The organism is Kitasatospora sp. CMC57, from assembly GCF_045866025.2.
Taxonomy (GTDB): domain Bacteria; phylum Actinomycetota; class Actinomycetes; order Streptomycetales; family Streptomycetaceae; genus Kitasatospora.
Window position 1 is genome coordinate 6,621,654 of record NZ_AP035881.2, and the last position, 20,241, is coordinate 6,641,894.

At 71.3% G+C, this 20,241-nt stretch carries 16 protein-coding genes; 10 read left to right on the forward strand and 6 right to left on the reverse strand.

Annotated features, from left to right (window positions below; all coding sequences use genetic code 11):
• Positions 1–150: 150 nt before the first annotated feature.
• Positions 151–2,739: an NPCBM/NEW2 domain-containing protein gene (locus tag ACKUU6_RS29835; protein ID WP_407991664.1), complete on the forward strand. Its 2,589-nt coding sequence runs from the start codon at positions 151–153 to the stop codon at positions 2,737–2,739.
• An 89-nt stretch (positions 2,740–2,828) separates the two neighbouring features.
• The gene (locus ACKUU6_RS29840; RefSeq protein WP_407991665.1) at positions 2,829–4,100 is read left to right on the forward strand and encodes a monooxygenase; all 1,272 of its coding nucleotides are present in this window, start codon (positions 2,829–2,831) and stop codon (positions 4,098–4,100) included.
• A 7-nt stretch (positions 4,101–4,107) separates the two neighbouring features.
• On the opposite strand, the gene ACKUU6_RS29845 is transcribed toward ACKUU6_RS29840, so the two are convergent.
• From ACKUU6_RS29845 to ACKUU6_RS29860, 4 genes are all read right to left on the reverse strand, one after another.
• Complete coding sequence (locus tag ACKUU6_RS29845) at positions 4,108–4,542, reverse strand: DUF2690 domain-containing protein (RefSeq protein ID WP_407991666.1); 435 nt, start codon at positions 4,540–4,542, stop codon at positions 4,108–4,110.
• Positions 4,543–4,649: 107 nt separating this feature from the next.
• Complete coding sequence (helR, locus tag ACKUU6_RS29850) at positions 4,650–6,797, reverse strand: RNA polymerase recycling motor ATPase HelR (protein WP_407991667.1); 2,148 nt, start codon at positions 6,795–6,797, stop codon at positions 4,650–4,652.
• Positions 6,798–7,057: 260 nt separating this feature from the next.
• Entirely contained in the window at positions 7,058–7,756 is a 699-nt protein-coding gene (locus ACKUU6_RS29855) for a VOC family protein (RefSeq protein WP_407991668.1), read from the reverse strand.
• Positions 7,753–8,469 carry a formylglycine-generating enzyme family protein gene (locus ACKUU6_RS29860; RefSeq protein ID WP_407991669.1) on the reverse strand — a complete coding sequence of 239 codons (717 nt, stop codon included), beginning with the start codon at positions 8,467–8,469 and terminating at the stop codon, positions 7,753–7,755. Before ACKUU6_RS29860 ends, ACKUU6_RS29855 begins: the two co-directional genes overlap by 4 nt.
• A gap of 109 nt (positions 8,470–8,578) precedes the next feature.
• Between ACKUU6_RS29860 and ACKUU6_RS29865 the strand changes: the two genes are divergently transcribed.
• The gene (locus tag ACKUU6_RS29865) at positions 8,579–9,538 is read left to right on the forward strand and encodes an AEC family transporter (RefSeq protein WP_407991670.1); all 960 of its coding nucleotides are present in this window, start codon (positions 8,579–8,581) and stop codon (positions 9,536–9,538) included.
• On the opposite strand, the gene ACKUU6_RS29870 is transcribed toward ACKUU6_RS29865, so the two are convergent.
• On the reverse strand, positions 9,489–10,064 hold the full coding sequence (locus ACKUU6_RS29870) for an AAA family ATPase (RefSeq protein WP_407991671.1): 576 nt from the start codon (positions 10,062–10,064) through the stop codon (positions 9,489–9,491). The genes ACKUU6_RS29865 and ACKUU6_RS29870 overlap by 50 nt on opposite strands.
• Positions 10,065–10,166: 102 nt before the next feature.
• Here ACKUU6_RS29870 and ACKUU6_RS29875 point away from each other — a divergent pair, with 102 nt between their 5' ends.
• From ACKUU6_RS29875 to ACKUU6_RS29905, 7 genes are all read left to right on the forward strand, one after another.
• Complete coding sequence (locus ACKUU6_RS29875) at positions 10,167–10,496, forward strand: DHCW motif cupin fold protein (RefSeq protein WP_407991672.1); 330 nt, start codon at positions 10,167–10,169, stop codon at positions 10,494–10,496.
• 230 nt (positions 10,497–10,726) lie between these two features.
• On the forward strand, positions 10,727–13,129 hold the full coding sequence (locus ACKUU6_RS29880) for a helix-turn-helix domain-containing protein (protein ID WP_407991673.1): 2,403 nt from the start codon (positions 10,727–10,729) through the stop codon (positions 13,127–13,129).
• Between the two features lie 159 nt (positions 13,130–13,288).
• Positions 13,289–14,377 (forward strand): alpha/beta hydrolase, encoded by a 1,089-nt coding sequence (locus ACKUU6_RS29885; RefSeq protein WP_407991674.1) that lies wholly within the window; start codon positions 13,289–13,291, stop codon positions 14,375–14,377.
• A 54-nt stretch (positions 14,378–14,431) separates the two neighbouring features.
• Entirely contained in the window at positions 14,432–15,619 is a 1,188-nt protein-coding gene (locus ACKUU6_RS29890) for a DUF4185 domain-containing protein (protein WP_407991675.1), read from the forward strand.
• Between the two features lie 37 nt (positions 15,620–15,656).
• Positions 15,657–16,679: an LGFP repeat-containing protein gene (locus ACKUU6_RS29895; RefSeq protein WP_407991676.1), complete on the forward strand. Its 1,023-nt coding sequence runs from the start codon at positions 15,657–15,659 to the stop codon at positions 16,677–16,679.
• A gap of 14 nt (positions 16,680–16,693) precedes the next feature.
• A complete protein-coding gene (locus ACKUU6_RS29900; RefSeq protein ID WP_407991677.1) occupies positions 16,694–17,692 on the forward strand; it encodes an NlpC/P60 family protein in 999 nt (332 codons plus the stop codon).
• 14 nt (positions 17,693–17,706) lie between these two features.
• Positions 17,707–18,828 (forward strand): serine hydrolase domain-containing protein, encoded by a 1,122-nt coding sequence (locus tag ACKUU6_RS29905; protein ID WP_407991678.1) that lies wholly within the window; start codon positions 17,707–17,709, stop codon positions 18,826–18,828.
• Positions 18,829–19,096: 268 nt separating this feature from the next.
• On the opposite strand, the gene ACKUU6_RS29910 is transcribed toward ACKUU6_RS29905, so the two are convergent.
• A complete protein-coding gene (locus ACKUU6_RS29910; protein WP_407991679.1) occupies positions 19,097–20,119 on the reverse strand; it encodes a LacI family DNA-binding transcriptional regulator in 1,023 nt (340 codons plus the stop codon).
• Positions 20,120–20,241 lie beyond the last annotated feature (122 nt).

The window sequence follows — 20,241 nt, forward strand, 5'->3', positions numbered from 1 at the left end:
ACACGGCGCGAGACGCCGTCCCTGGACCCTCACACCCCCACAGCCGGGGCGGTCGCGATCGGCCGTCCCCGTATCAGGCACGCCCCCACCCGGAAGGATCGATCGCTCATGCGTCGTCGTCTTGCCTGTGCACTATCTGCTGTACTCGCCGTGGTCGGTACCGCAGTCGTCGTCCCCGGCACGCCCTCGGTGGCGGTGTCGGCCGCAGGCCCCTACGTGATCGAAGCCGAGAGCATGTCGCTGACCAACTTCGCGACGGACACGGTGAATCACACCTGGAACGGCACCACCGTCGACAACGTCACCTACGCCCGGGGCGCGGCGGGGCAGACCAGCAGCGCCCGCACGACCTTCAACGGGTCCGCCGGGACCTACGACCTGATCACCCGTTACAACGGCAAGGCCGCCAACGGGGTGACGTACAAGATCACCGTGAACTCCGCCCCGGTGGATTCCTGGGCGACGTCGCAGCGGTACGGCACCGACTACACCGACCCGATGAACATCGACACCAGGACGTCGAGCAAGGTCGTGCTGAAGGCCGGTGACGTCATCGAGCTGACGGCCACCTCGGTCAGTGAGGTGCCCCGGGTGGACCGGATCACCATTCAGGCCCATGTCGGGGCGCCCACCAGCACCCTGACCATCGACTCCCCGAACGCGACCCTGAACGACGGCTTCGCCTGGGGCAAGGACCGGGCCCTGGGCATGACGTTCTACCCGGGGAACCCGATGATGGGTCACGAACCGGAGTGGTGGCGGCTCAAGGACGCCACGCACCCGGCGCCGGCGCCCGGCTACTGGGGTGCGTACACCAACCGGGAGTCGTACTACAACCGGGACATCTCCCACCAGTCGGACGGCGCGCACGACCTCGGTCTGGACGCCGAGACCTTGAACATGATGAAGACCTTCGCCGGTGACGCCGCGAAGCCCGGCCAGAACGGGTGGCCGCTGTGGGCGCACAGCTCCACCGGGGCCATGTACTACATCGACGGCACGGGCTTCCGTGAACTGCCGTCGCCGTTCAACCTGATGACCAAGGCGTACAAGCAGTACCAGTGGACGGGCAACGCGGACTGGATCAACGATCCGACGCTCGCCGCGTACTACGACTCGACGATGAACCAGTTCCTCGCCGGTCACGAGGTGACCTGGAACGACGCGAACCCGGCTGCCGAGCAGCCGGTCGCGAGGAAGCAGGCCGGGGAGTACACGGCGACGTTCTTCGAGTTCCCGAACGAGAACCTCGTCTCCGCGGCCGACTCGCTCGGGTACCAGTACCAGTCGATGCTGGCCTACTCGGAGATCCTCAAGGCGAAGGGTGACGCCGCGAACGGCACGAAGTGGGCCGACCGTGCCCAGCGGGTGCGGAACACCTTCGAGGCCAACTGGTGGGACGCGTCGAACAACCGGTACGTCCGCGGCAAGGACGCGGCCGGTACCGGGTACAGCAGTTGGGGTCACGAGGCCAGCTTCCTGATGATGCTGACGGGGCTGGGTGACTACGGCTCGAGGACCAACAGCTACCTGGACTTCATCGCCGCCAACGACGACGGCCTGAACGTCGAGGCGACCTCGTACCTGCCGGAGATGTACTACCAGTACAACCGGTCCGACGAAGGTTGGTCCTGGCTCAAGAAGCTGATGACCGGCCGGAACACTTACCCGGAGGTCTCGTTTCTGGCGGTCAGCAGCGTTGTCGACGGGATGATGGGCGTGCAGCCCGACGCCCCGCACGACAAGGTGGCCACCATCTCGCGGTTGACACCCGAGACGCCGTGGGTGGAGATGGACCACCTCAAGGTCGGTGACAACGACCTGAAGCTGAAGCACAACGGCGCGACGGCCTCCACCCTGACCAACAACTCCGGCGGCACCGTCAGTTGGGACGCCGAGTTCTACGGCACCCCCGCCACCATCACCGTGAACGGCGTCGCCCGGACGCCACAGACCAAGACGCTGTACGGCAAGACGGTGTCCTACGTGACGATACCGGTCGCCGCCGGTGCCACCGTGACCGCGAGCACCACGACGACCGACGTCACGGCCCCCACCGCGCCCGGCAACCTCGCGTCGAGCAACGTGACGTCGAACAGCGTCGACCTGCAGTGGACGGCCTCCACCGACAACGTCGGCGTGACCGGCTACAACGTCTACCGCGGCGGCGTGTTGGTCGGTACCTCGACCGGTACGAGCTACACCGCGACGGGACTGACGCCCCTGACGCCGTACACCTTCACGGTGAAGGCGGTCGACGCCGCCCAGAACGTCTCCGCGGCCGGCAACACCCTCGCCGTCACCAGCGGCGGGACCGGACAGACGGTCAGTCTGAGCGACCTCGCCTGGAGCAGCGCCAGGAGCGACTTCGGCGCGGTCGAGAAGGACCGGAGCGTCTACGGGAACCCGATCAGGTTGAACGGGACCACGTACGCCAAGGGCATCGGTACGCACGCCAACGGCACCATCACGTACGCGTTGAACGGTGGGTACGCGCGGTTCCGGTCGGACGTGGGCGTGGACGACGAGGTCGGCGCGAACTCGACCGTGCGGTTCGAGGTCTGGGGCGACGGCGTCAAGTTGTGGGAGAGCCCGGCGGTGATGACGCCGGTGAGCGCGACGCAGCCCGTCGACGTCAGTGTCGTGGGTGTGAACCAGCTGGTGCTGAAGGTGACGGACGCGGGCGACGGCATCAACAGTGACCACGCCGACTGGGCCGGGGCCACCCTGGTGCGGTGACGCCCCGATCCCCCGAGCGTGTACGCAAGTGCCGCAGTGGGGAGGGACAGTACGCTGCCGAACGGCAGGCGCCCGAGGGAGGAGCAGCAATGCGCGGAGGTCGGGTCGCGGTGGTCGGCGGCAGCATCGCGGGCTGTGCGATCGCGTCGGCGGCGGCCCGGGCGGGTGCCGACGAGGTGGTCGTACTGGAGCGCACCAGTGGGCAGTTGGCGGATCGCGGCGTGGGTCTCTGCATCCACAATGACCGGGCCGTCGAGCTGCGAGCCACCGGTGTGCTCGCCCCGGACATCGCCACCCACCGGCTGACCCGGCGCAGGTGGCTGGTCAGGGACGGGGAGGCCAGGACGGGGCGGGTGATCTGGGATCAGCCGTTCCCGTTCCACTCCTACCACTGGGGCCTGCTCTGGCGCGGGCTGCGTGCGGCCACCCCGGCCGCCGTGGTCCACCGCCAGGGTGCGGCGGTCGAGAGCGTACGGGGGTACGCCGACCGGGCCGAAGTGCGCCTGACCGACGGGTCGTTGGAGCGGTTCGACCTGGTGGTGGGCGCGGACGGCTACCGGTCGGTGGTCCGGGAGGCGGTCTGCCCGGGCGTCCGGCCGAGCTACGCCGGCTACGTCTGCTGGCGCGGCAGCTACCCCGCCGACCGGCTGGCCGCGCTGGGCACCCCGGCGGACGGCGGCACCGACTGGCCGGTCACCGACACCGTCACCATCGGTATCCCGGGTGGAAGTTGCGTGATCTACCGGATCCCCGGGCCCGACGGGCCGATGGTGAACTGGGTGTTCTACGCCGCCCCACCGGAGACCGGTCTGCGGCTGGACGACCCGACCAGCTTCCCGCCGGGCGAGGTGATCGGCGAACTCGCCGACCAGCTCGCCTGGTTGGCGCAGCACCGGCTGCCGCCGTACTGGGCCGGGGTGATCGGATTGACCCCGCCGGAGCGGACCTCCGTACAGCCGATCTACGACCTGGAGACCGGGCTCACGGTGGCGGAGCGCCTGCTGCTGGCAGGTGACGCCGCCTCCGTGGTCCGCCCGCACAACACCAGCGGCGCGGCCAAGGCCCTGCAGGACGCCACCGCCTTCGAGGTGGCCTGGCGGCAGGCCGACTCGTGGAGCGACCTGCTCAGCGCCTACCAGGCGGCGCGGGGCACCACCGGCCGGGACCTGGTCGCGCTGGCCCGCCGCCTGGGTTCGGCGCAGGCGGAGCGTACGCCCGACTGGTCGGCGATGACGGAGTCGGACATGGCCGCCTGGTGGCGGGAGCAGTTGGACGGCATGGCGGACATCGGCGGGCAGGCTCTGGGTCACGTGCGGTCGGGCGCCTCCGAGGCGGAGCTGCGCTCGGAGGCGCCCGGCTGACGGGTGGTCAGTGGTACCTGGTGCAGGTCAGCGCATCGCTGTTCTGCGGGCCGAGGCAGGCCTGGGCCTGGACGGTGCCGTCCACCATCGGCGTCCAGACGTACCGTCTGGCGCCGTCGGTGTTCCGGACGTACCGGGCGCCCCGCTTGTTGGTCACCAGCACCGCGCCGCCGTTCGGAGCGCCGACGCTGCGGGCCCAGTTGGACTGGCAGGCGCTGCTGTGGAACAGCTCGACCTTGATGCTCCGGTCGGTCGCCAGCGGCACGCTCTCCACCAGCCTGCCGTCCTGGTCGCAGCCCGCCGAGATCGGGTCCTTGCCGTTGCAGGCGGCGCCCTTGCAGGAGGCCGAGGCCTGGAGCGGTTCGGCGGGGGCTGCGGCGACGGTGCAGAGCAGGGCAGCCAGGGCGGCTCCGACCGTGGCCAGGATGCGGGTGGGCGGCATGCGGGTCTCCCGGTGTCCGTGATGAACCTTCGTACTCGGACTACCCTTTCGCCGCGCCGTCCATGTGGGGAGCCCGGAGGGTTCAGCAGTTCGGGTGAGCGCCGGGGTCAGCCACTGGTCAGCACCACCAGCTGCTGGGTGGCCCGGGTCATCGCGACATAGCGGTCCACCGCTCCCTCGATGCCGGTGCCGAAGGTGTCCGGGTCGACCAGTACGACCAGGTCGAACTCGAGCCCCTTCGACAGCTCCGGGGTCAGCGAGCGGACCCGGGAGGTCGGCCGGAAGGTCGGATCGCCGATGACGCAGGCGACCCCCTCCGCGTTCGCGGCCTGCCAGGTGTCGAGGACCGACTCCAGCTCGGCGACGGACCCGTGCCTGACCGGGAGGCCGCTGCTGCGGATCGAGGTCGGCACGTTGGCGTCCGGAAGTGCGGCGCGGATGACCGGTTCGGCCTCCGCCATGACCTCCTCGGGCGTCCGGTAGTTGACGCTCAGTGAGGTCAGCTCGATCCGGTCGAGCCCGACCCGCTCCAGTCGCTCCTGCCAGGACTCGGTGAACCCGTGCCTGGCCTGGGCGCGGTCGCCGACGATGGTGAAGCTCCGGGACGGGCAGCGGAGCACCAGCATCTGCCACTCGGCGTCGGTCAGTTCCTGGGCCTCGTCCACGACGATGTGCGCGAACGGGCCGGCCAGCGGCTCCGGGTCGGTGCCGGGCAGCGCGCCGTCGTCCACCAGGGTGCTCTGGAGGTCCTGCCCGCGCAGCATCGTGACCGCCCCCTCGCCGTCGTCGTCGGCCTGGAGGATGTGCTCGATGACGTCGTCCATCCGTGCGCGCTCGGCCGCGACCGCGGCCTGGTGCCGCTTCCTGCGGTCGGACGCCTGCGGGTCGCCGAGCCGCTGCCGGGCGGCGTCGAGCAGGGGCAGGTCGGACACCGTCCAGGCCGTGGGGTCCTCGCGCTGCAGCTTCCTGACCTCGTCGGGGGTGAGCGAGGGGGCGCACTTGCGCAGGTAGGCGGGCACCGACCAGAGGTCGCCGACCAGGTCGGTCGGCTCGATCATCGGCCAGGCGCGGTTCAGGGTGGTGATCAGCTCCCGGTTCTGCAGCAGCGACCGCCGGAGCTGAGCGGGCGGCGCCTCGCCGTCGTCCTGGTCCATCAGGATCGTGAGCAGCTCCTCCAGGACCTGGTCACGCGCCTCGTTGTGCGGGGTCCCCGGCTCCGGTGCCTCGAACGCCGTGGCCCAGTCCTCGGCACTCAGCCAGAGGTCCGACCAGTGCGTCTCGACCACCATCCCCTCGGTGGGCGGCTCCTCGTAGATGCCGACCGCCGGTTCGATCGCCCGGACCAGCTGCACCGAGGACTTCAGCCGGGCCACCTCCGGGTCGGCCTCGACCGGCGCCTTAGCTCCCTCGGCGACCAGGTCCCGCACGGTGCAGGTCTGCACGCCCTCCTCGCCGAGGCTCGGGAGGACGTCGGCCACGTACGACAGGTAGGGCTGGTGCGGACCGACGAACAGCACGCCGCCGCGCCGGTGGCCGAGGCGCGGGTCGGAGTACAGCAGGTGGGCGGCGCGGTGCAGGGCGACCACGGTCTTACCCGTACCGGGACCGCCGTCGACCACCAGTGTGCCGCGGGACCCGGCCCGGATGATGGCGTCCTGGTCGGCCTGGATGGTGGCCAGCACGTCGCGCATCCGGGCCGAGCGGTTGCTGCCCAGGCTGGCGATGAAGGCGGACTGGTCGTCCAGTGCGGCGTGCCCTTCGAGGCCGTCGGCGGTGAAGACCTCGTCCCAGTAGTCGTTGATCCGGCCGTGGGACCAGCGGTACCTGCGGCGGCTCGCCAGGCCCATCGGGTTGGCGTGGGTCGCCGCGAAGAACGGTTCGGCGGCGGGGGAGCGCCAGTCGAGCAGCAGTCGGCGGCCGGTGCTGTCGGTGAGGCCGAGCCTGCCGATGTACACCGGCTCGGGGTCGTCCTCGCCGACGATGTGGCCGAGGCAGAGGTCCAGGCCGAAGCGGCGCAGGGCGCGCAGGCGGCCGGTCAGCCGGTGGACCTCGATGTCGCGGTCCATCGCCTCGCGGCCGAGGCCGCCGGGCGCCCTGAGCTCGGCGTCGAGGCGGTCGGACAGTTCGGCGATGGTCTGTTCGAGGCTCTCCCCGACGGCGGCGAAGTGCTGCTCGTCGCGGGCGATCAGGGCAGGATCGGCCTTGGCGGAGAGTCGGTCGGGGAGGTCGAACACGCTGGTGGTCAGAGGATTCATGTCAGCGGCTCCGATCCGAGGTGATTCCTGCGAAGTCCGGCAGTGCGCACACCCGCACTGCGACGTCATCGAACGACCCGTCAGCTGACAACAGCACACGCACTTTCGTGAATCTCCCGAATCCGCAGGTTTTCTGGTTCAGGCCAGCGATTCTGCGGCACGGAGGGGGCCTTGCGGCAAGGCCCCCTGTGCGCTATATCTTAGAAGTGGCAAGAGGTGGGTTTTCCTCTTGCCTTTCGTGTTCCCGGGCTCGTTCCCCCCTACGGGCGCCCGGGCTCCGGGCCGGTCCAGCCGGCCGCGCCGACACAGGCCTCGTTCCCCTCGGGGTCGGCCAGCACCCAGTTCGACGGCGCGTCGGCGTCGTTCAGCAGGCGGCCGCCGGCCGCGAGCGCCGCGGCGATCCGGGCCTCGGCCTGGTCGTACGGTACCCAGACGTCGACGTGCAGCCGGTTGCGCTGCGGGCGCGGCTCGTCCATCTGCTGGAAGTAGAACGGTGCCCCCCGGCGCTGCGGATCGATCAGGTCCTCGGGGCTGTTCGCCCGGTCCCGATAGCCGAGCAGGGCGCGCCAGAACGCCACCACCTCGGGACCGGCGAGGGCGTCCACCGTGACCTGGACGGTCTGCACGGCGGCCGGATCGGCCGGGACGCCCAGCGCGCGGGCCACCGCCGAGATCTGCCGGGCCAGTTCGAGGTGGTGCTCGGTCAGCCCGTAGTAGTCCTCCGTGACCGCGATCAGGCGCACGGTCACTCCCTCGGGCCGCAGGTCGACGTCCGGGGCACCGTCCCCGAGGGCGGTCAACTCGCTGATGGCCTGCACGAGTTGGGCGCCCATCGGGAACGAACCGGTGCGGAAGTACGCGCACGCCCCCTCGCCCAGCACCCGCCAGTCCGCCAGGCCGGCGGTCTCGTGGAACTGCTTCGGCCTGATGGGCTCGCTCTTGTTCTGTGCTTCGGTCATCCGTTCAACCTAGCCGCCTGGTCCGACGGTAGGGCGGCAGGTGCCGGGACGGTCCGGGCGACCCGGAAGCCGACGTCGTCGATCCGGAAGGTCGGGTGGCTGCGGCGGCGGACCGAGGCCCGGCAGCTCCAGCGTTCGTCGAACCAACCGCCACCGCGCAGCACCCGGTAGGTGCCGTACACCTCGGCGTCGTAGACGTCCCAGCACCACTCCCAGACGTTGCCCAACATGTCGTACAAGCCCCAGGAGTTGGGCTGCCGTCCGCCGACGGAGTGGATGCGTTCGGCGGAGTTGCCCCGGTGCCAGGCGATCTCGTCGAGCGGGCCGTAGCGGGCGGCGGTGGTGCCGGCCCGGCAGGCGTGCTCCCACTCGGCCTCGGTGGGCAGCCGGTAGCCGTCGGCGGTGGTGTCCCACTCGACGGATTCGGCGTCCCCGGGCAGGCGGTAGGCGGGCGTGAGCCCCTGCTGGGTGGACCAGGCGTTGCAGAACCGCACCGCGTCCAGCCAGGAGACGCCCTCGACCGGCAGCCGGTCACCCTGCGCGGTGCTCGGCCGCAGACCGGTGACCTGCGCGTACTGCTCCTGGGTGACCGGATGCGGAGCCAGCCGGTAGGGCGCGAGCTCGGCCTGCCAACTCCGTTGTGTCCGCCGGTCCGACAGCGTCACCCGCCCGGGTGGGACGGTGACCATCTCGACTGCTTCGTTCACGTCCATGGGCAAGTGATCGTAGCGTCGCCCGGCCCGGAGCGCCCGTGTGGGATTCGCGGCCAAGTCCCCGGCCCACCTGCACCGACGCAGGGACCGGGGACGATGATGGTGCGCCATGACCGTGGAACCGTTGTTGTCGAGCTTCGTGCCCATCTGGGCGCTCACCGCCGTCGGCTATCTGGCCGGGCGTACCGGCCTGCTGGGCGAGCAGGCCGAGGCGGTGCTCGGGCGCTTCGTGTTCCACGTCGCGATGCCCGCTGCGCTGTTCACCATGCTGGCCGGGGCTCCGCTGGGGAGCTTCGCCAACACCTCGATGCTCGCCTTCGCCGTCGGCACTCTGGCGGCCTCGCTGCTCGGGTGGGCCGCGGCCCGGTGGCTGTTCGACCGGAAGCCGGCCGACCGGGCGATCAGCTTGATGGCGGCCGGGTACGTGAACTCCGCCAACCTGGGGATCCCGGTCGCCGTCCAGGTGCTCGGTGACGCCTCGTTCATCGGATCGGTCCTGCTGTTCCAGGTGCTGCTGGTGACGCCGGTGATCCTGACCGCGCTGGACGCCACCACCGGTGGTGGTCGCGACGGCGGCCGCCCGGACCGGCGGTTGGGCCGCCTGCTGCGGATGCCGCTGCGCAACCCGGTCATCCTGGCCTCCGCCCTCGGGGCCACCTGCTCCGCCCTCGGCTGGCAGCTGCCGACGGCGCTCGGCCACTCCTGCGTGCTGCTCGGCGGCGCCGGAGTCCCCACCGCGCTGATCACCCTCGGCCTCTCCCTGCACGGCCGCCCGCCGACCACCGGCAGCTCGCCGCGCGCCGAGCTCGCTGTCACCGTACTCACCAAGAACCTGATACAGCCGTTGGTCGCGCTGGCCGTCGGCGCCCTGCTCCAGCTGAGTGGCCGTCAGTTGCTCGCTGTGGTGCTCTGCTCCGCGCTGCCCACCGCGCAGAACGTGTTCGTCTACGCCCGAGAGTACGGTCTGAGCACCGCCCTGCCGCGCAACTCAGTGCTCTGCTCGACCCTGCTGTCGATGGTCACCCTGTCGGCCATCGACTGGGCGATGCTCCCCGCGGTCGGCCGCTGATCCGGCGGGCCAGCAGTGCGATGTCCACCGGCCGCGTGGTGTCAACGCGGTGCACCGGCCCGAGCCCGAGCGGCTCGGCGGCCCGGCTCCACCGCTCCCACCGCTCCTCGGCGTCCGCCTGGTCGTCCAGGTGCACCGGGTGCCGGTCGGCGGCGCGCTCGGCGTAGCGACGGCGCAGGACCGCCAACGGCGCCTCGCACCAAACCTCCTGGACCTGCCGCACACCGGCCCTGGCGAGCCCGTCCACCGCGTACCGACGGGTGTCGGCCAGCCACGGGCTCTCCAGGACGGCACCGTCCGGCGCGTACGCCAGCAGCGTCCAGAGGGTCTCCGCCGCGGCGCGGCCGAGGGCGGTGCTCCACTCGCGCGGGTCCGTGCCGGGGGCTTGCTGCGGTCCGAGGGTGTCCGCCAGGGTCTCCTTGATCGAGTCCTTGCTGAACAGCGGCAGTCCCAACTCGCCCGCCAGGGCGCGGGCGAGGGCGGACTTGCCGGCCGCCGGGAGGCCGTTCACCAGTACGGTCACCATGCGCCGATGGTAGACCGCCGGTGTGACGCGGCGGAGGCCAGGCCGATGTCAAGGCGCCGTAGACGTACTCGCCGCCCGCCCCGATCCCGCTACGTTCGCCGGATGGACATGATCGACATTCCGTTCGGCACCACCGACTGGTCGCAGGTCGCGGCCACCGAGCACCAGTGGGAGACGGGGCTCGCCACGTGGCGGACCAGGGAGTTCGGGGCCGTCCGGGTCCGGATGGTGGAGTACAGCCGGGGCCAGCTGGCCGACCACTGGTGCGACCGGGGCCACATCCTGCTGGTCCTCGAAGGGTCGCTCACCACCGAGTTGGGCAACGGCGAGGTGGTCACACTCACGGCGGGCAGCAGCTACCAGGTCGGTGACGACGCCCAGCCGCACCGCTCCAGCACGGCGGAGGGCGCCCGGCTGTTCGTGGTCGACTGAGAGTGCGCCGACTGGTGTGAACCTACCGGAGCGTCGGCAGTCGTGGTCCCGCCACCCAGGTTTCCTGGCTTCCGTCGGTGTGCGCACGGGGACACCGCCCCCGAGGGTGACCTTTGTCATGTTCGCTGTACAGGACAGGGAACCGGCCATCTGTGACCGGTGCTCGCGGGTAGGCTCACCGCCGTTCGTACTGCTGGGTAGGGAGACTCGCGGTGACAGACGATCTCGGCATGTTGTTACGCAGGCTCCGCGATGAGGCCGACCTGACGCAGGAACAGGTGGCCGAACGGTCCGGGGTCAGCGTGCGCACCATCCGCCGGCTGGAGAGCGGCACCTCCACCAACCATCGGATGGGGACGGTGAACCTGCTCGCCGACGCGCTCGGGCTGGGCGAGCAGGACCGCCTGCGCCTGGCGGCCACCCTCGCCGGATCGGGCGGCGAGGGCCCCGTGAAGGAACCCCTGCCCGCCAACCCCGCCCCGGTGCCCGTCCCCGGCCCGCCCGTCCCCGGCCCGCCCGTCCACGGCCCGCTCGCCGATGCTGCCCGTGAGTTGGCGACCGAGGTCCGACGCCGCTGGCGTCACGAGGAGGCTCACCGCCGGGTGCACGACCCGTTCCCGCTGCCCGTCCGGTGGCAGCCCGCGCCGACCGGCCTGACCGACCTCCCGGAGAACATCCAGCGCCTCGGACCCGGCGAGACGCCGCGCGAGGTGGATCTGGGCGGCGACCTGCGGAGCGTGGCCGAGGTCTATCTCAGGATCCCCTCCGGACGGCTGGCGATCCTCGGCCGGGCGGGCTCGGGCAAGTCCGTCCTGACCATCAGGTTCGCGCTGGACCTGCTGGACGCCCCCGTCCCGCACTCCCGGGTGCCGGTCATCTTCAGCATCGGCTCCTGGAACCCGTCGACCACCGCACTGCGGGACTGGCTGATCGGGCGGTTGCTGCGTGACCACCCCCACTTGGCCGCCCGCGGCCCGCACGGCACGACCCTGGCCGCCGCGCTGGTCGACGCCGACCTCGTCCTCCCGGTCCTGGACGGGTTCGACGAGATGGCCGAAGGTCTGCGCCGCGAGGCCCTGGAGGCGCTCAACGCGACCGCCTCGCCGCTGGTGCTCACCAGTCGTCGCGACGAGTACGCCGAAGCGGTCCGGGCGGCCCACGCACCGCTGGTCTGGGCCGGGGGCATCGAGCTCACCGACGTCACCCTGGACGACCTCGTCGGCTACCTGCCCCGCACCACCAGGGCCGTCCCGTCCGGCGAGGGCGACGGCTCCGGCACGCCCGGGACGCCATGGGATGCCGTGCTGGCCCGGCTCCGCGCCCCGCAGACCCCGGCGGGCGAGGGCCTCGCCACGGTGCTGACCACGCCGCTGATGGTCATCCTGGCCCGCACCCTGTACAGCGAGACGCCCGGCCGCGATCCCTCCGAACTCCTCGACGCCACCAGGTTTCCGTCCGCCCGGAGCCTGGAGGAGCACCTGCTGGCAGGCTTCGTGCCCGCCGTCTACCGGCGCCGCACCCCGGAGCGGGACGCTACCGGACGGCAGCCGAGGACCCCGTACGCGGACCCCGCGCGGGCCGAGCGCTGGCTCGGTCACCTCGCCCACCACCTGGTCCGGCTCGACCGCGAGCGGCAGGACGTCGCCTGGTGGCAGCTCGGTGACCTGGTGACCCGTCCGGCCCGGACGCTGGCCGTCGTGCTGGCCACCGCCCTGTGCGTGACCCTGGCGGACTGGCTGGTCGGTCTGCTGCTCACCCCGCTCGGCATCGCCGAACTCCTGCTGCAGGGCGCCCTCATGGGGCCCGCCGCCGGGCTCGCCTTCGGCTCCGTCTACGCGATGGCGGAGCGGACCGGGGGCGGGACGGCCTTCGAACCGGCCCGGGTCCGGCTGACGCTGCGCGCGACCCACCGCGGCCTCGGCCACCGACCGCTGCGCACCTTCACCGTCCGCTTCGGGCAGGGCCTGTTCGGCGGGGCCGTGATGGGGATCGGATGCGCCGCCACCCTCACCCTGCAACACGCGCTGGCCACGGGGACCTCGCTCACCGATCCGCACCTCGTCCGGAGCGCCCTGACCGACATGCTGGTCTTCGGGCTGGTCTTCGGCTCGGCGGCCGGTCTGGTCTTCGGGCTGATGGCCGCGCTCGAAGCCCCCGTGGACGTCACCGAGGCGGCCACCCCGGTCGGCCTGTTGTCCTCGAACCGCACCACGGTGAGCCGTCAGTTCCTGTTCCTGGTCCCAACCTTCACCCTGGCCATCGCCTTCGGCGGGCACGTGATCGTCCAGCTGCTGCAGGGCACACTCGGACCGCTCACCTGGGGTCTGGAGGACAGCCTGCTGATCGGCGCGGTCGGCGGCCTCGGCGGCACGGCCTCCTACGTGCTCGCCTTCACCGCCTGGGGGCAGTGGCTGCTGCTCTCCCGCCTCTGGCTGCCGCTGACCGGCCGGCTCCCCTGGCACCCCGCCGCCTTCCTGGACGACGCCTACCGGCGCGGGGTGCTGCGTCAGACCGGTGCCGTCTACCAGTTCCGCCACGTCCGGCTGCAGCACCACCTCGGGAGTGCCTTCCGCCGCCGGCACCCGGACTTCGCACCGGCCACCTACCCACCCGCCCTGACCGGCGGCCCCTGACCGGTGGAGCCCAGCACCGGCCACTTGCGAGCGGCCTGACAGCCGGTCACCAATGGCCGGTGGCCTGACCTGTCCACCGGGCGGTGCGGGAGGCCAGCATCGGGACGTTCGGCCCGCGGCGGTCCACGCCGCCACGGGCACCCCGACGAAGGGCTCCCGATGACCTCCCTGCGCCACACCGCACTCGGCGCGGCACTCGCGCTCGCCGCCCTGACGGGCACCGGCGCGGCCCATGCCGATCCGGCGTCCGCCGCACCCTACGCGGTCTCCGCCTCCGCCCTCCCGGTCTTCGCCGACGGCTACGGTCTGACCGTGGTCCCCGGCGCCACCGAGGTGCACAGCCCCACCGACTTCACCCTCACAGTCACCACGAAGCAGCTCTCCGGGACGCACCGGATCCGCATCCTGCTTCCCGCCGCGTACGACACCGACCCCGGGCGCCGCTGGCCGGTCACCTACTTCCTGCACGGCGGTGGCGGCGGGGTGGACGACGTCGCGGCCGCCCCGGCCCTGCACGCCGATTCGATGATCACCGTGGTGCCGGACGGCGGGCTGAAGGGCTGGTACGCCGACTGGCTGATGCAGAACACCGCCGAGGGGGCGGCGAACTGGGAGACCTTCCACCTCACCCAAGTGGTCCCGTTCATCGACGCCAACCTGCGGACCGTCAACGACCGGGCGCACCGGGCCGTGGTCGGGCTGTCCATGGGCGGCTACGGCTCGCTGCACTACGCCGAGGCCAGGCCCGACCTGTTCGGCCAGGTCGCCGTGATGTCCGGCGGCATCGACTTCGGCCAGTGGAAGATCCGCGCGGCCGTCCTGGCCACCGAGCTCAACGTCACGGGCGCCTGGTGCGCGGTCAGCACCTCCGGCTCGGGTGCCTGCACCGGCTACGGCTCCTACGTGGACAGTGACGCGATCTTCGGCTCCCCGTACTCGGTCTTCAACGCCGACCGGGTCTGGAAGGCGGTCGATCCGGCCGCACCGGTCAACCTCGCCAAGCTGTCCGGCACCGGCATCGCGCTCTACACCGGTAACAACGACGTCATCGACGTCAACACCGCAGCGGCGTCGGCGACTGTCAAGGCCCGGCTGGACCACCTGGGCATTCCCAGCCGTCTGGTCGACTACGGCAACGGCGCGTCGCTCGCTCCGACCTGCAACGGCGGCCACAATTACGGCTGCTGGGCGCCGGCCTTCGCCGACTACGTCCCGCGTCTCGCGACCGCCTTCGCCGCTGCGGGCTGACCGGCCGTCAGGCCGTCCACTTCCACCACCCCGTCTTCCCACGGAGGAACCACCATGCCCGAATCGTCCCCGTCGGACCATCGTCCCGCCGTCTCGCGCCGTACCGTCCTCCGCGCCGGCGGCGGCCTGGCCCTGGGCGCCGGTCTGGCCGGTCTCGCCCCGGCCGCTCCCGCCTTCGCCGCTCAGCACGGCACCCCGCTGTGCGACGAGGCCGGCGACTCGGCCGCCGGCCAGGGGATCGGCTCCAGTGACCTGGGCATCCCGTACTACCGCGAGCACGACGGCAGTTGGGGCTACGTCTTCGGCGACACCTGGGCCGGGATGCAGCAGTACGGCGACTACCTCGGCTCGCCACTGATGCTCTGTCAGGATCGCTTCGACGCCTCTGGCTCGTCCCCCATCTCGTTCACCTGGGCGATGCCCACCGGCGGCCGGGCCGGGCAGCTGTTCGACTACCGGACCAACGCGGACAACGGGTTCGGCTTCGAGGTGAGCCGGATCCCCAACGACTGCATCGAGTTCGGCGGCCGCACCTACATCCAGTACACCTCGGTCGGCACCTGGACCCCGCCGGCCGGCTACGACGGGTCCGTGATGTCCGGCGTCGCCTGGTCGGACGACCACGGCGTCAGCTGGCACGACTACCCGTACCACTGGCCGGGCGACATGCAGGGCGTGAACCAGTCCATGTACGGGATGTGGTCGTTCGCCGGAATCGACCCCGACGGCTGGCTGTACATCTTCTCCAAGCGCTGGAACGGCACCCACCGCAACACCGCCGACGGCGGCGCGATCCAGCTGTTCCGGATCTGGCCCGACGACTTCCGGGCCGGGAACTTCGGCGCCCAGCAGAACTGGGCCTACCTGGACGACCGTTGGCAGTGGACCACCGCCGTCGGACCCTCGCCCGTCCTGACCGGCAACAACATCGGCGAGTTCTCGGTCAAGCGGATCGGCAACCGGTACTGCATGAGCTACTTCGACGTCACCGACTACTCCATCTCCACCCGCACCGCGCCCCGGCCGGACGCCGCGTGGACGGCGGCCAAGCCGCAGATCGTCGGCGACAACCGCTGGCCGGCCAGCCACTGGGGTAAGCCGCAGGTCCAGACCCTGTACGGCGGCTACATCCACCCGGGCAGCGCGAGTGCCACCTCGCTCACCCTGATCGTCTCCCAGTGGCCCGGGGTCGTGCACCAACCTCCATACCGGGTACTGCAGTTCGACGGGATCAACCCCTAGTCACGCACCGCTCGCAGCCCGCAGACGAAGGAGAAGCATGACCAGACCCGCCGCACGGCGCGCGGCCTCCGCCGCCGCCGTCCTGCTGCTCGCCGGCACCATGGTGGCCCTCGGCGGCCCGGCCGGGGCACGAGGAGCCGGGCCCGTACCCGGTCCGCTGAACCACTCCGCGACGGCCGCGGCCTACTGCGCCATCCCGCCCGACCGGGACGTCGCCGTCACCCGCAAGGTCTACGAGGTCGGCCAACGCCGGGGCGTGTCAGCCAAGGTGATGCTCGCCGGCTTCGAGACCGGATGGGTAGAGACCCGGATGAACAACCTCGCCTGCGGGCAGGACGACTCGCTCGGCGTGTTCCAGCAGCGCCCGTCGATGGACTGGTGCACCCCGGCCCAGTGCCTCGATGTCGACTACGCGGCGAACAAGTTCTTCGAGGTCGCCCAGCAGATGGAACCCGACCACACCGGCAGCACCCCGGGTCAGCTCGCCCAGGCCGTCCAGCGCTCCGCCTACCCCGACCGCTACGACCAGGCCGAGGGCAGGGCCCGCGAGTTGATGACCGAGGCATTCGCCCCCTACGGGACGATCGGCGCCAAGTACCAGGACCTGGGCGGCGGGGGCGGCCCGCTCGGTGCCCCGCTGCGTGCCGAGGAGAACGCCTCGGAGGGTGGGCGGTTCCAGCAGTTCGAGCGCGGGATCGTGCTGTGGCACCCCGATGTCGCGTACGCGGTGTACGGGGACATCCTGACCAGGTTCTGGGCCACGGATGCCGAACGCCGTTGGGGCTTCCCGACGATGGACGAGGCCGACGCCTCGGCGGCACCCGACGGGACCAAGGGCCGTTACCAGTTCTTCGAACGCGGTCTCTTCCTCTGGTCGCCCGCCACCGGCACGCACATCGTCCACGACGCCATCTACGACGCGTTCCACGGTTCCGGGCACGAGGCCGCCCTCGGCTATCCCACCAGCGACGAGTTCGCCGAACCCGGCGGCACCGCACAGCAGTTCCAGAACGCCACCATCCACTGGAACCCCACCAGGGGCACCTGGATCACCCACTGAGCAGGAGCCACACGATGAGGTTCTTCCTCCGACTCACACGCGCCGCGGGCCTGGCTCTGGCCGTCTGCGCGCTCGCCCTCCCGGCCGCGCCGGCCGCCCACGCGGCCGGCCCCGACGAACCGCTCGGACGCGCCGAGGTGATGGAGCGCTCCTGGTCCTGGATCGCGGAACAGGTCCCCTACAGCTGGACCGGCTGCCACGAGAACCAGTACGGCTGCTACCGCCCGGACTGCTCGGGCTTCGTCTCGATGGCGTGGCACCTCGGCACCTCGCTGACCACCTGGGACCTGTGGAACGTCACCCGGGACATCCCCGCCGACGACCTCCAGCCCGGCGACGCCCTCCTCAAGGACGCCGACGGCACCGACCACGTGGCCCTCTTCCTGCACTGGGCCGACGCCGCCCACACCCGTCCGGTGGTCCGGGAGGAGTACGACTTCGGACAGGTCGCCGAGGAGCGCGTCTGGAACGACGGGCTCCGCGGCTTCGCACCACGCCGCTACGACCGGCTCGACGACCTCATGCCGTACGGGACGATCGGCGCCAAGTACGCAGCCCTGGGCGGTCCGGGCGGTGCGCTCGGGCAGCCGGTCCGGGGTGAACGTGACGCGTCGGAGGGTGGGCGGTTCCAGCAGTTCGAGCGCGGGATCGTGCTGTGGCACCCCGATGTCGCGTACGCGGTGTACGGGGACATCCTGACCAGGTTCTGGGCCACGGATGCCGAACGCCGTTGGGGCTTCCCGACGATGGACGAGGCCGACGCCTCGGCGGCACCCGACGGGACCAAGGGCCGTTACCAGTTCTTCGAACGCGGTCTCTTCCTCTGGTCGCCCGCCACCGGCACGCACATCGTCCACGACGCCATCTACGACGCGTTCCACGGTTCCGGGCACGAGGCCGCCCTCGGCTATCCCACCAGCGACGAGTTCGCCGAACCCGGCGGCACCGCACAGCAGTTCCAGAACGCCACCATCCACTGGAACCCCACCAGGGGCACCTGGATCACCCACTGAGCAGGAGCCACACGATGAAGCACAGCAGGAAGCGCCTCTCGGCCCTCGTCGGTGCAGCGGCCGCGACGGTCGTCATGCTGACCGGAACGACCACGGCCCACGCCGCCGAGGAGCACGGCGCCACCAGCGCGGCACTGAAGTCGTTACAGGCCGCTGCGGGCCCCGGTGCCGCGGTGTACGCCGGCAACGCCGCCGGTTCGTGGACGCTGTCCGCCGGTACCAGCACGATCAACACCGTCAAGCCGATCCGCTCCGACGAGCACTTCCGGATCGGCAGCCAGAGCAAGACCTTCACCGCGGCGACCGTTCTGCAACTGGTCGACGAGGGCAAGGTCTCCCTCGATTCGGCGATCGACACCTATCTGCCGGGCACCGTCACCGGCAACGGCTACGACGGCACCCGCATCACCGTGCGTCAACTGCTCCAGCACACCAGCGGGGTCGCGGCCTACGACCCGCTGGCCTCCATCGCCCTGGTCGAACCGGACGGCACCTACAAGTTGACCACCCTCGTCCGGGAGGGCCTCAAGCGGGCCCCGGTCTCCGCGCCGGGCGGCGGCTTCACCTACTCGAACACCAACTACCTGATTCTCGGCCTGCTCGTCGAGAAGGTGACGGGCATACCGGTCCACCAGGCCGTCACGCAGCGGATCATCGAACCCCTCGGCCTGACCGGCACCGTCTTCCCGGTCCCGGGCAACCGTGCGCTGCCGGCCCCGGCCGTACCCGGCTACCACGGCGCGCGGCTCGGCCCGTTCTACTTCTGGAGCCCGGTCCTCGACTACGACCCCTCCGTCTTCAGCTCCGCCGGCGCGGTCATCTCGACGCTGGAGGACCTCAGCACCTTCTACGAGGCCCTGACCACCGGTCGGGTCGTGTCACCGGCGGCGTTGGCGGAGATGGAGAAGCCGAGCACCGTCACCCCGATCCCCTACGGCCTCGGGATCGTCAGGACAACCCTCTCCTGCGGCGGCGAAGCCTGGGGGCACAACGGCGCGGTCCCCGGCTACCTCAGCGAGACCATGGTCACCAAGGACGGCCGGCACGTCTCCGTGATGACCAACGCCTACCTCGCCACCAACCCGCCGCTCCAGCAGCTCAACACCCTGCTGGACACGGCCCTCTGCGAGAAGTAGTCCCGCCGACCCCGGGCCCCGGCTGTCGGCGATACGGCAACCGGGGCTCCAGGGGCGGGTCCTAGCCGTGGAACTCGGTACGTCTCGTGCCGCGGGTTTGCGGCCCGGAGCGGACGGTCACGCGACCGGCTGCTGCTGGGTGACGCAGTGGATACCACCGCCGGAGCACCGAGGAACTCGCTCTGACCGGCGCCGAGTCGGCCCTGCTTCAGGCCCACATCCGGGAGGCCGGCCGGCACGTACCCCCGCTCCCGCGGCTGCGGAGCAGCTAGTCCGAGTACGGGGCGGCGGTGCTCTCGCGGACGGTCAGGCGGGGGGTGGGGTTCTTGAGGTCGTGCACCGCGTCGGGGTCGGCGATGGCGGCGAGCATGGTGCGGGCGACCTGCTCGCCGAGGGCGAAGGTGTCGCGGGAGAGGGCGGTGAGGGGTGGGTGGACGATCCGGGTGAGGGTGGAGTCGTCGAAGGAGACGATCGACAGTTCGCCCGGAACGGACACGCCCATCTCCATCGCGACACCGAGCCCGGCGACCGCCATTACGTCGCTGTCGTAGATGATCGCGGTGGGCCGCCGGGTTCGGGTGAGCAGCGTACGGGTGGCGGCGGCGCCCTCGGCGTCGCTGAAGTCGGTGGGCACCGAGAGGGCCTCGGTCAGGCCGAGGCGCTTCGCGCTGTCGCGCAGGGCGCGGATCCGGCGCTGGGTGTGCTGGAACGCGGGCAGGCCCGCCAGGTGCGCGATCCGCCGATGGCCCAGCGCGGCGAGGTAGTCGACGGTGGAGATCATCGCCTCCCGGTCGTCGGCCCAGACGCTCGGCAGGGTGCCGTGGCGACCGGGACCGCCGAGTACGAGGGCGGGCACGCCGAGCTGTTCCAGCACGGCGATCCGGGGGTCGCGGACCTGTAGGTCCACCAGCACGAAGCCGTCCACCCGGTGTTCGGAGGCCCAGCGTCGGTACACCTCGATCTCGGCGGCGGTGTCCTCGACCACCATCAGTTGCAGGGCGGTGGAGTGCGCGGACAGGCCCGCCTGGAGGCCGGAGAGCAGTTGGGCGAAGAACGGCTCGACGCCGATGGTGCGGGCCGGGCGGGCCAGTACCAGGCCGACCGCGCCCGCCTTCGCACCGCCGAGCGCACGGGCAGCGCTGTGCGGCCGCCAGTTCATCTCCTCAGCGATCCGCAGGATCCGTCGGCGGGTCTCCTCGCTGACCCCGGGCCGTCCGTTCAGGGCGAACGAGACGGCGCCCTTGGACACGCCGGCCTGCCGGGCGATGTCCGCGATGGTCGGTCTAGCCACGGGGATGCCGCCTCTCCTGCGACCTGTCGGATCTGGTCGGAGCATAGTGCACGGGTCATCAACCGGTTTACCGACAGCGCAGGGCTGAACTCTTGTTGAGAACACGTCAGATGAGGGCGGGA

What these genes read in the sequence shown, in the direction of transcription:
- ACKUU6_RS29890 (WP_407991675.1), top strand. Translation starts at nt 14,432, where the DNA reads ATGCCCGAATCGTCCCCGTCGGACCATCGTCCCGCCGTCTCGCGCCGT.
- ACKUU6_RS29905 (WP_407991678.1), top strand. Translation starts at nt 17,707, where the DNA reads ATGAAGCACAGCAGGAAGCGCCTCTCGGCCCTCGTCGGTGCAGCGGCC.
- ACKUU6_RS29865 (WP_407991670.1), top strand. Translation starts at nt 8,579, where the DNA reads ATGACCGTGGAACCGTTGTTGTCGAGCTTCGTGCCCATCTGGGCGCTC.
- ACKUU6_RS29900 (WP_407991677.1), top strand. Translation starts at nt 16,694, where the DNA reads ATGAGGTTCTTCCTCCGACTCACACGCGCCGCGGGCCTGGCTCTGGCC.
- ACKUU6_RS29855 (WP_407991668.1), bottom strand. Translation starts at nt 7,756, where the DNA reads ATGACCGAAGCACAGAACAAGAGCGAGCCCATCAGGCCGAAGCAGTTC.
- ACKUU6_RS29880 (WP_407991673.1), top strand. Translation starts at nt 10,727, where the DNA reads ATGTTGTTACGCAGGCTCCGCGATGAGGCCGACCTGACGCAGGAACAG.
- ACKUU6_RS29895 (WP_407991676.1), top strand. Translation starts at nt 15,657, where the DNA reads ATGACCAGACCCGCCGCACGGCGCGCGGCCTCCGCCGCCGCCGTCCTG.
- ACKUU6_RS29845 (WP_407991666.1), bottom strand. Translation starts at nt 4,542, where the DNA reads ATGCCGCCCACCCGCATCCTGGCCACGGTCGGAGCCGCCCTGGCTGCC.
- ACKUU6_RS29870 (WP_407991671.1), bottom strand. Translation starts at nt 10,064, where the DNA reads ATGGTGACCGTACTGGTGAACGGCCTCCCGGCGGCCGGCAAGTCCGCC.
- ACKUU6_RS29885 (WP_407991674.1), top strand. Translation starts at nt 13,289, where the DNA reads ATGACCTCCCTGCGCCACACCGCACTCGGCGCGGCACTCGCGCTCGCC.
- ACKUU6_RS29875 (WP_407991672.1), top strand. Translation starts at nt 10,167, where the DNA reads ATGGACATGATCGACATTCCGTTCGGCACCACCGACTGGTCGCAGGTC.
- ACKUU6_RS29840 (WP_407991665.1), top strand. Translation starts at nt 2,829, where the DNA reads ATGCGCGGAGGTCGGGTCGCGGTGGTCGGCGGCAGCATCGCGGGCTGT.
- helR (WP_407991667.1), bottom strand. Translation starts at nt 6,797, where the DNA reads ATGAATCCTCTGACCACCAGCGTGTTCGACCTCCCCGACCGACTCTCC.
- ACKUU6_RS29860 (WP_407991669.1), bottom strand. Translation starts at nt 8,469, where the DNA reads ATGGACGTGAACGAAGCAGTCGAGATGGTCACCGTCCCACCCGGGCGG.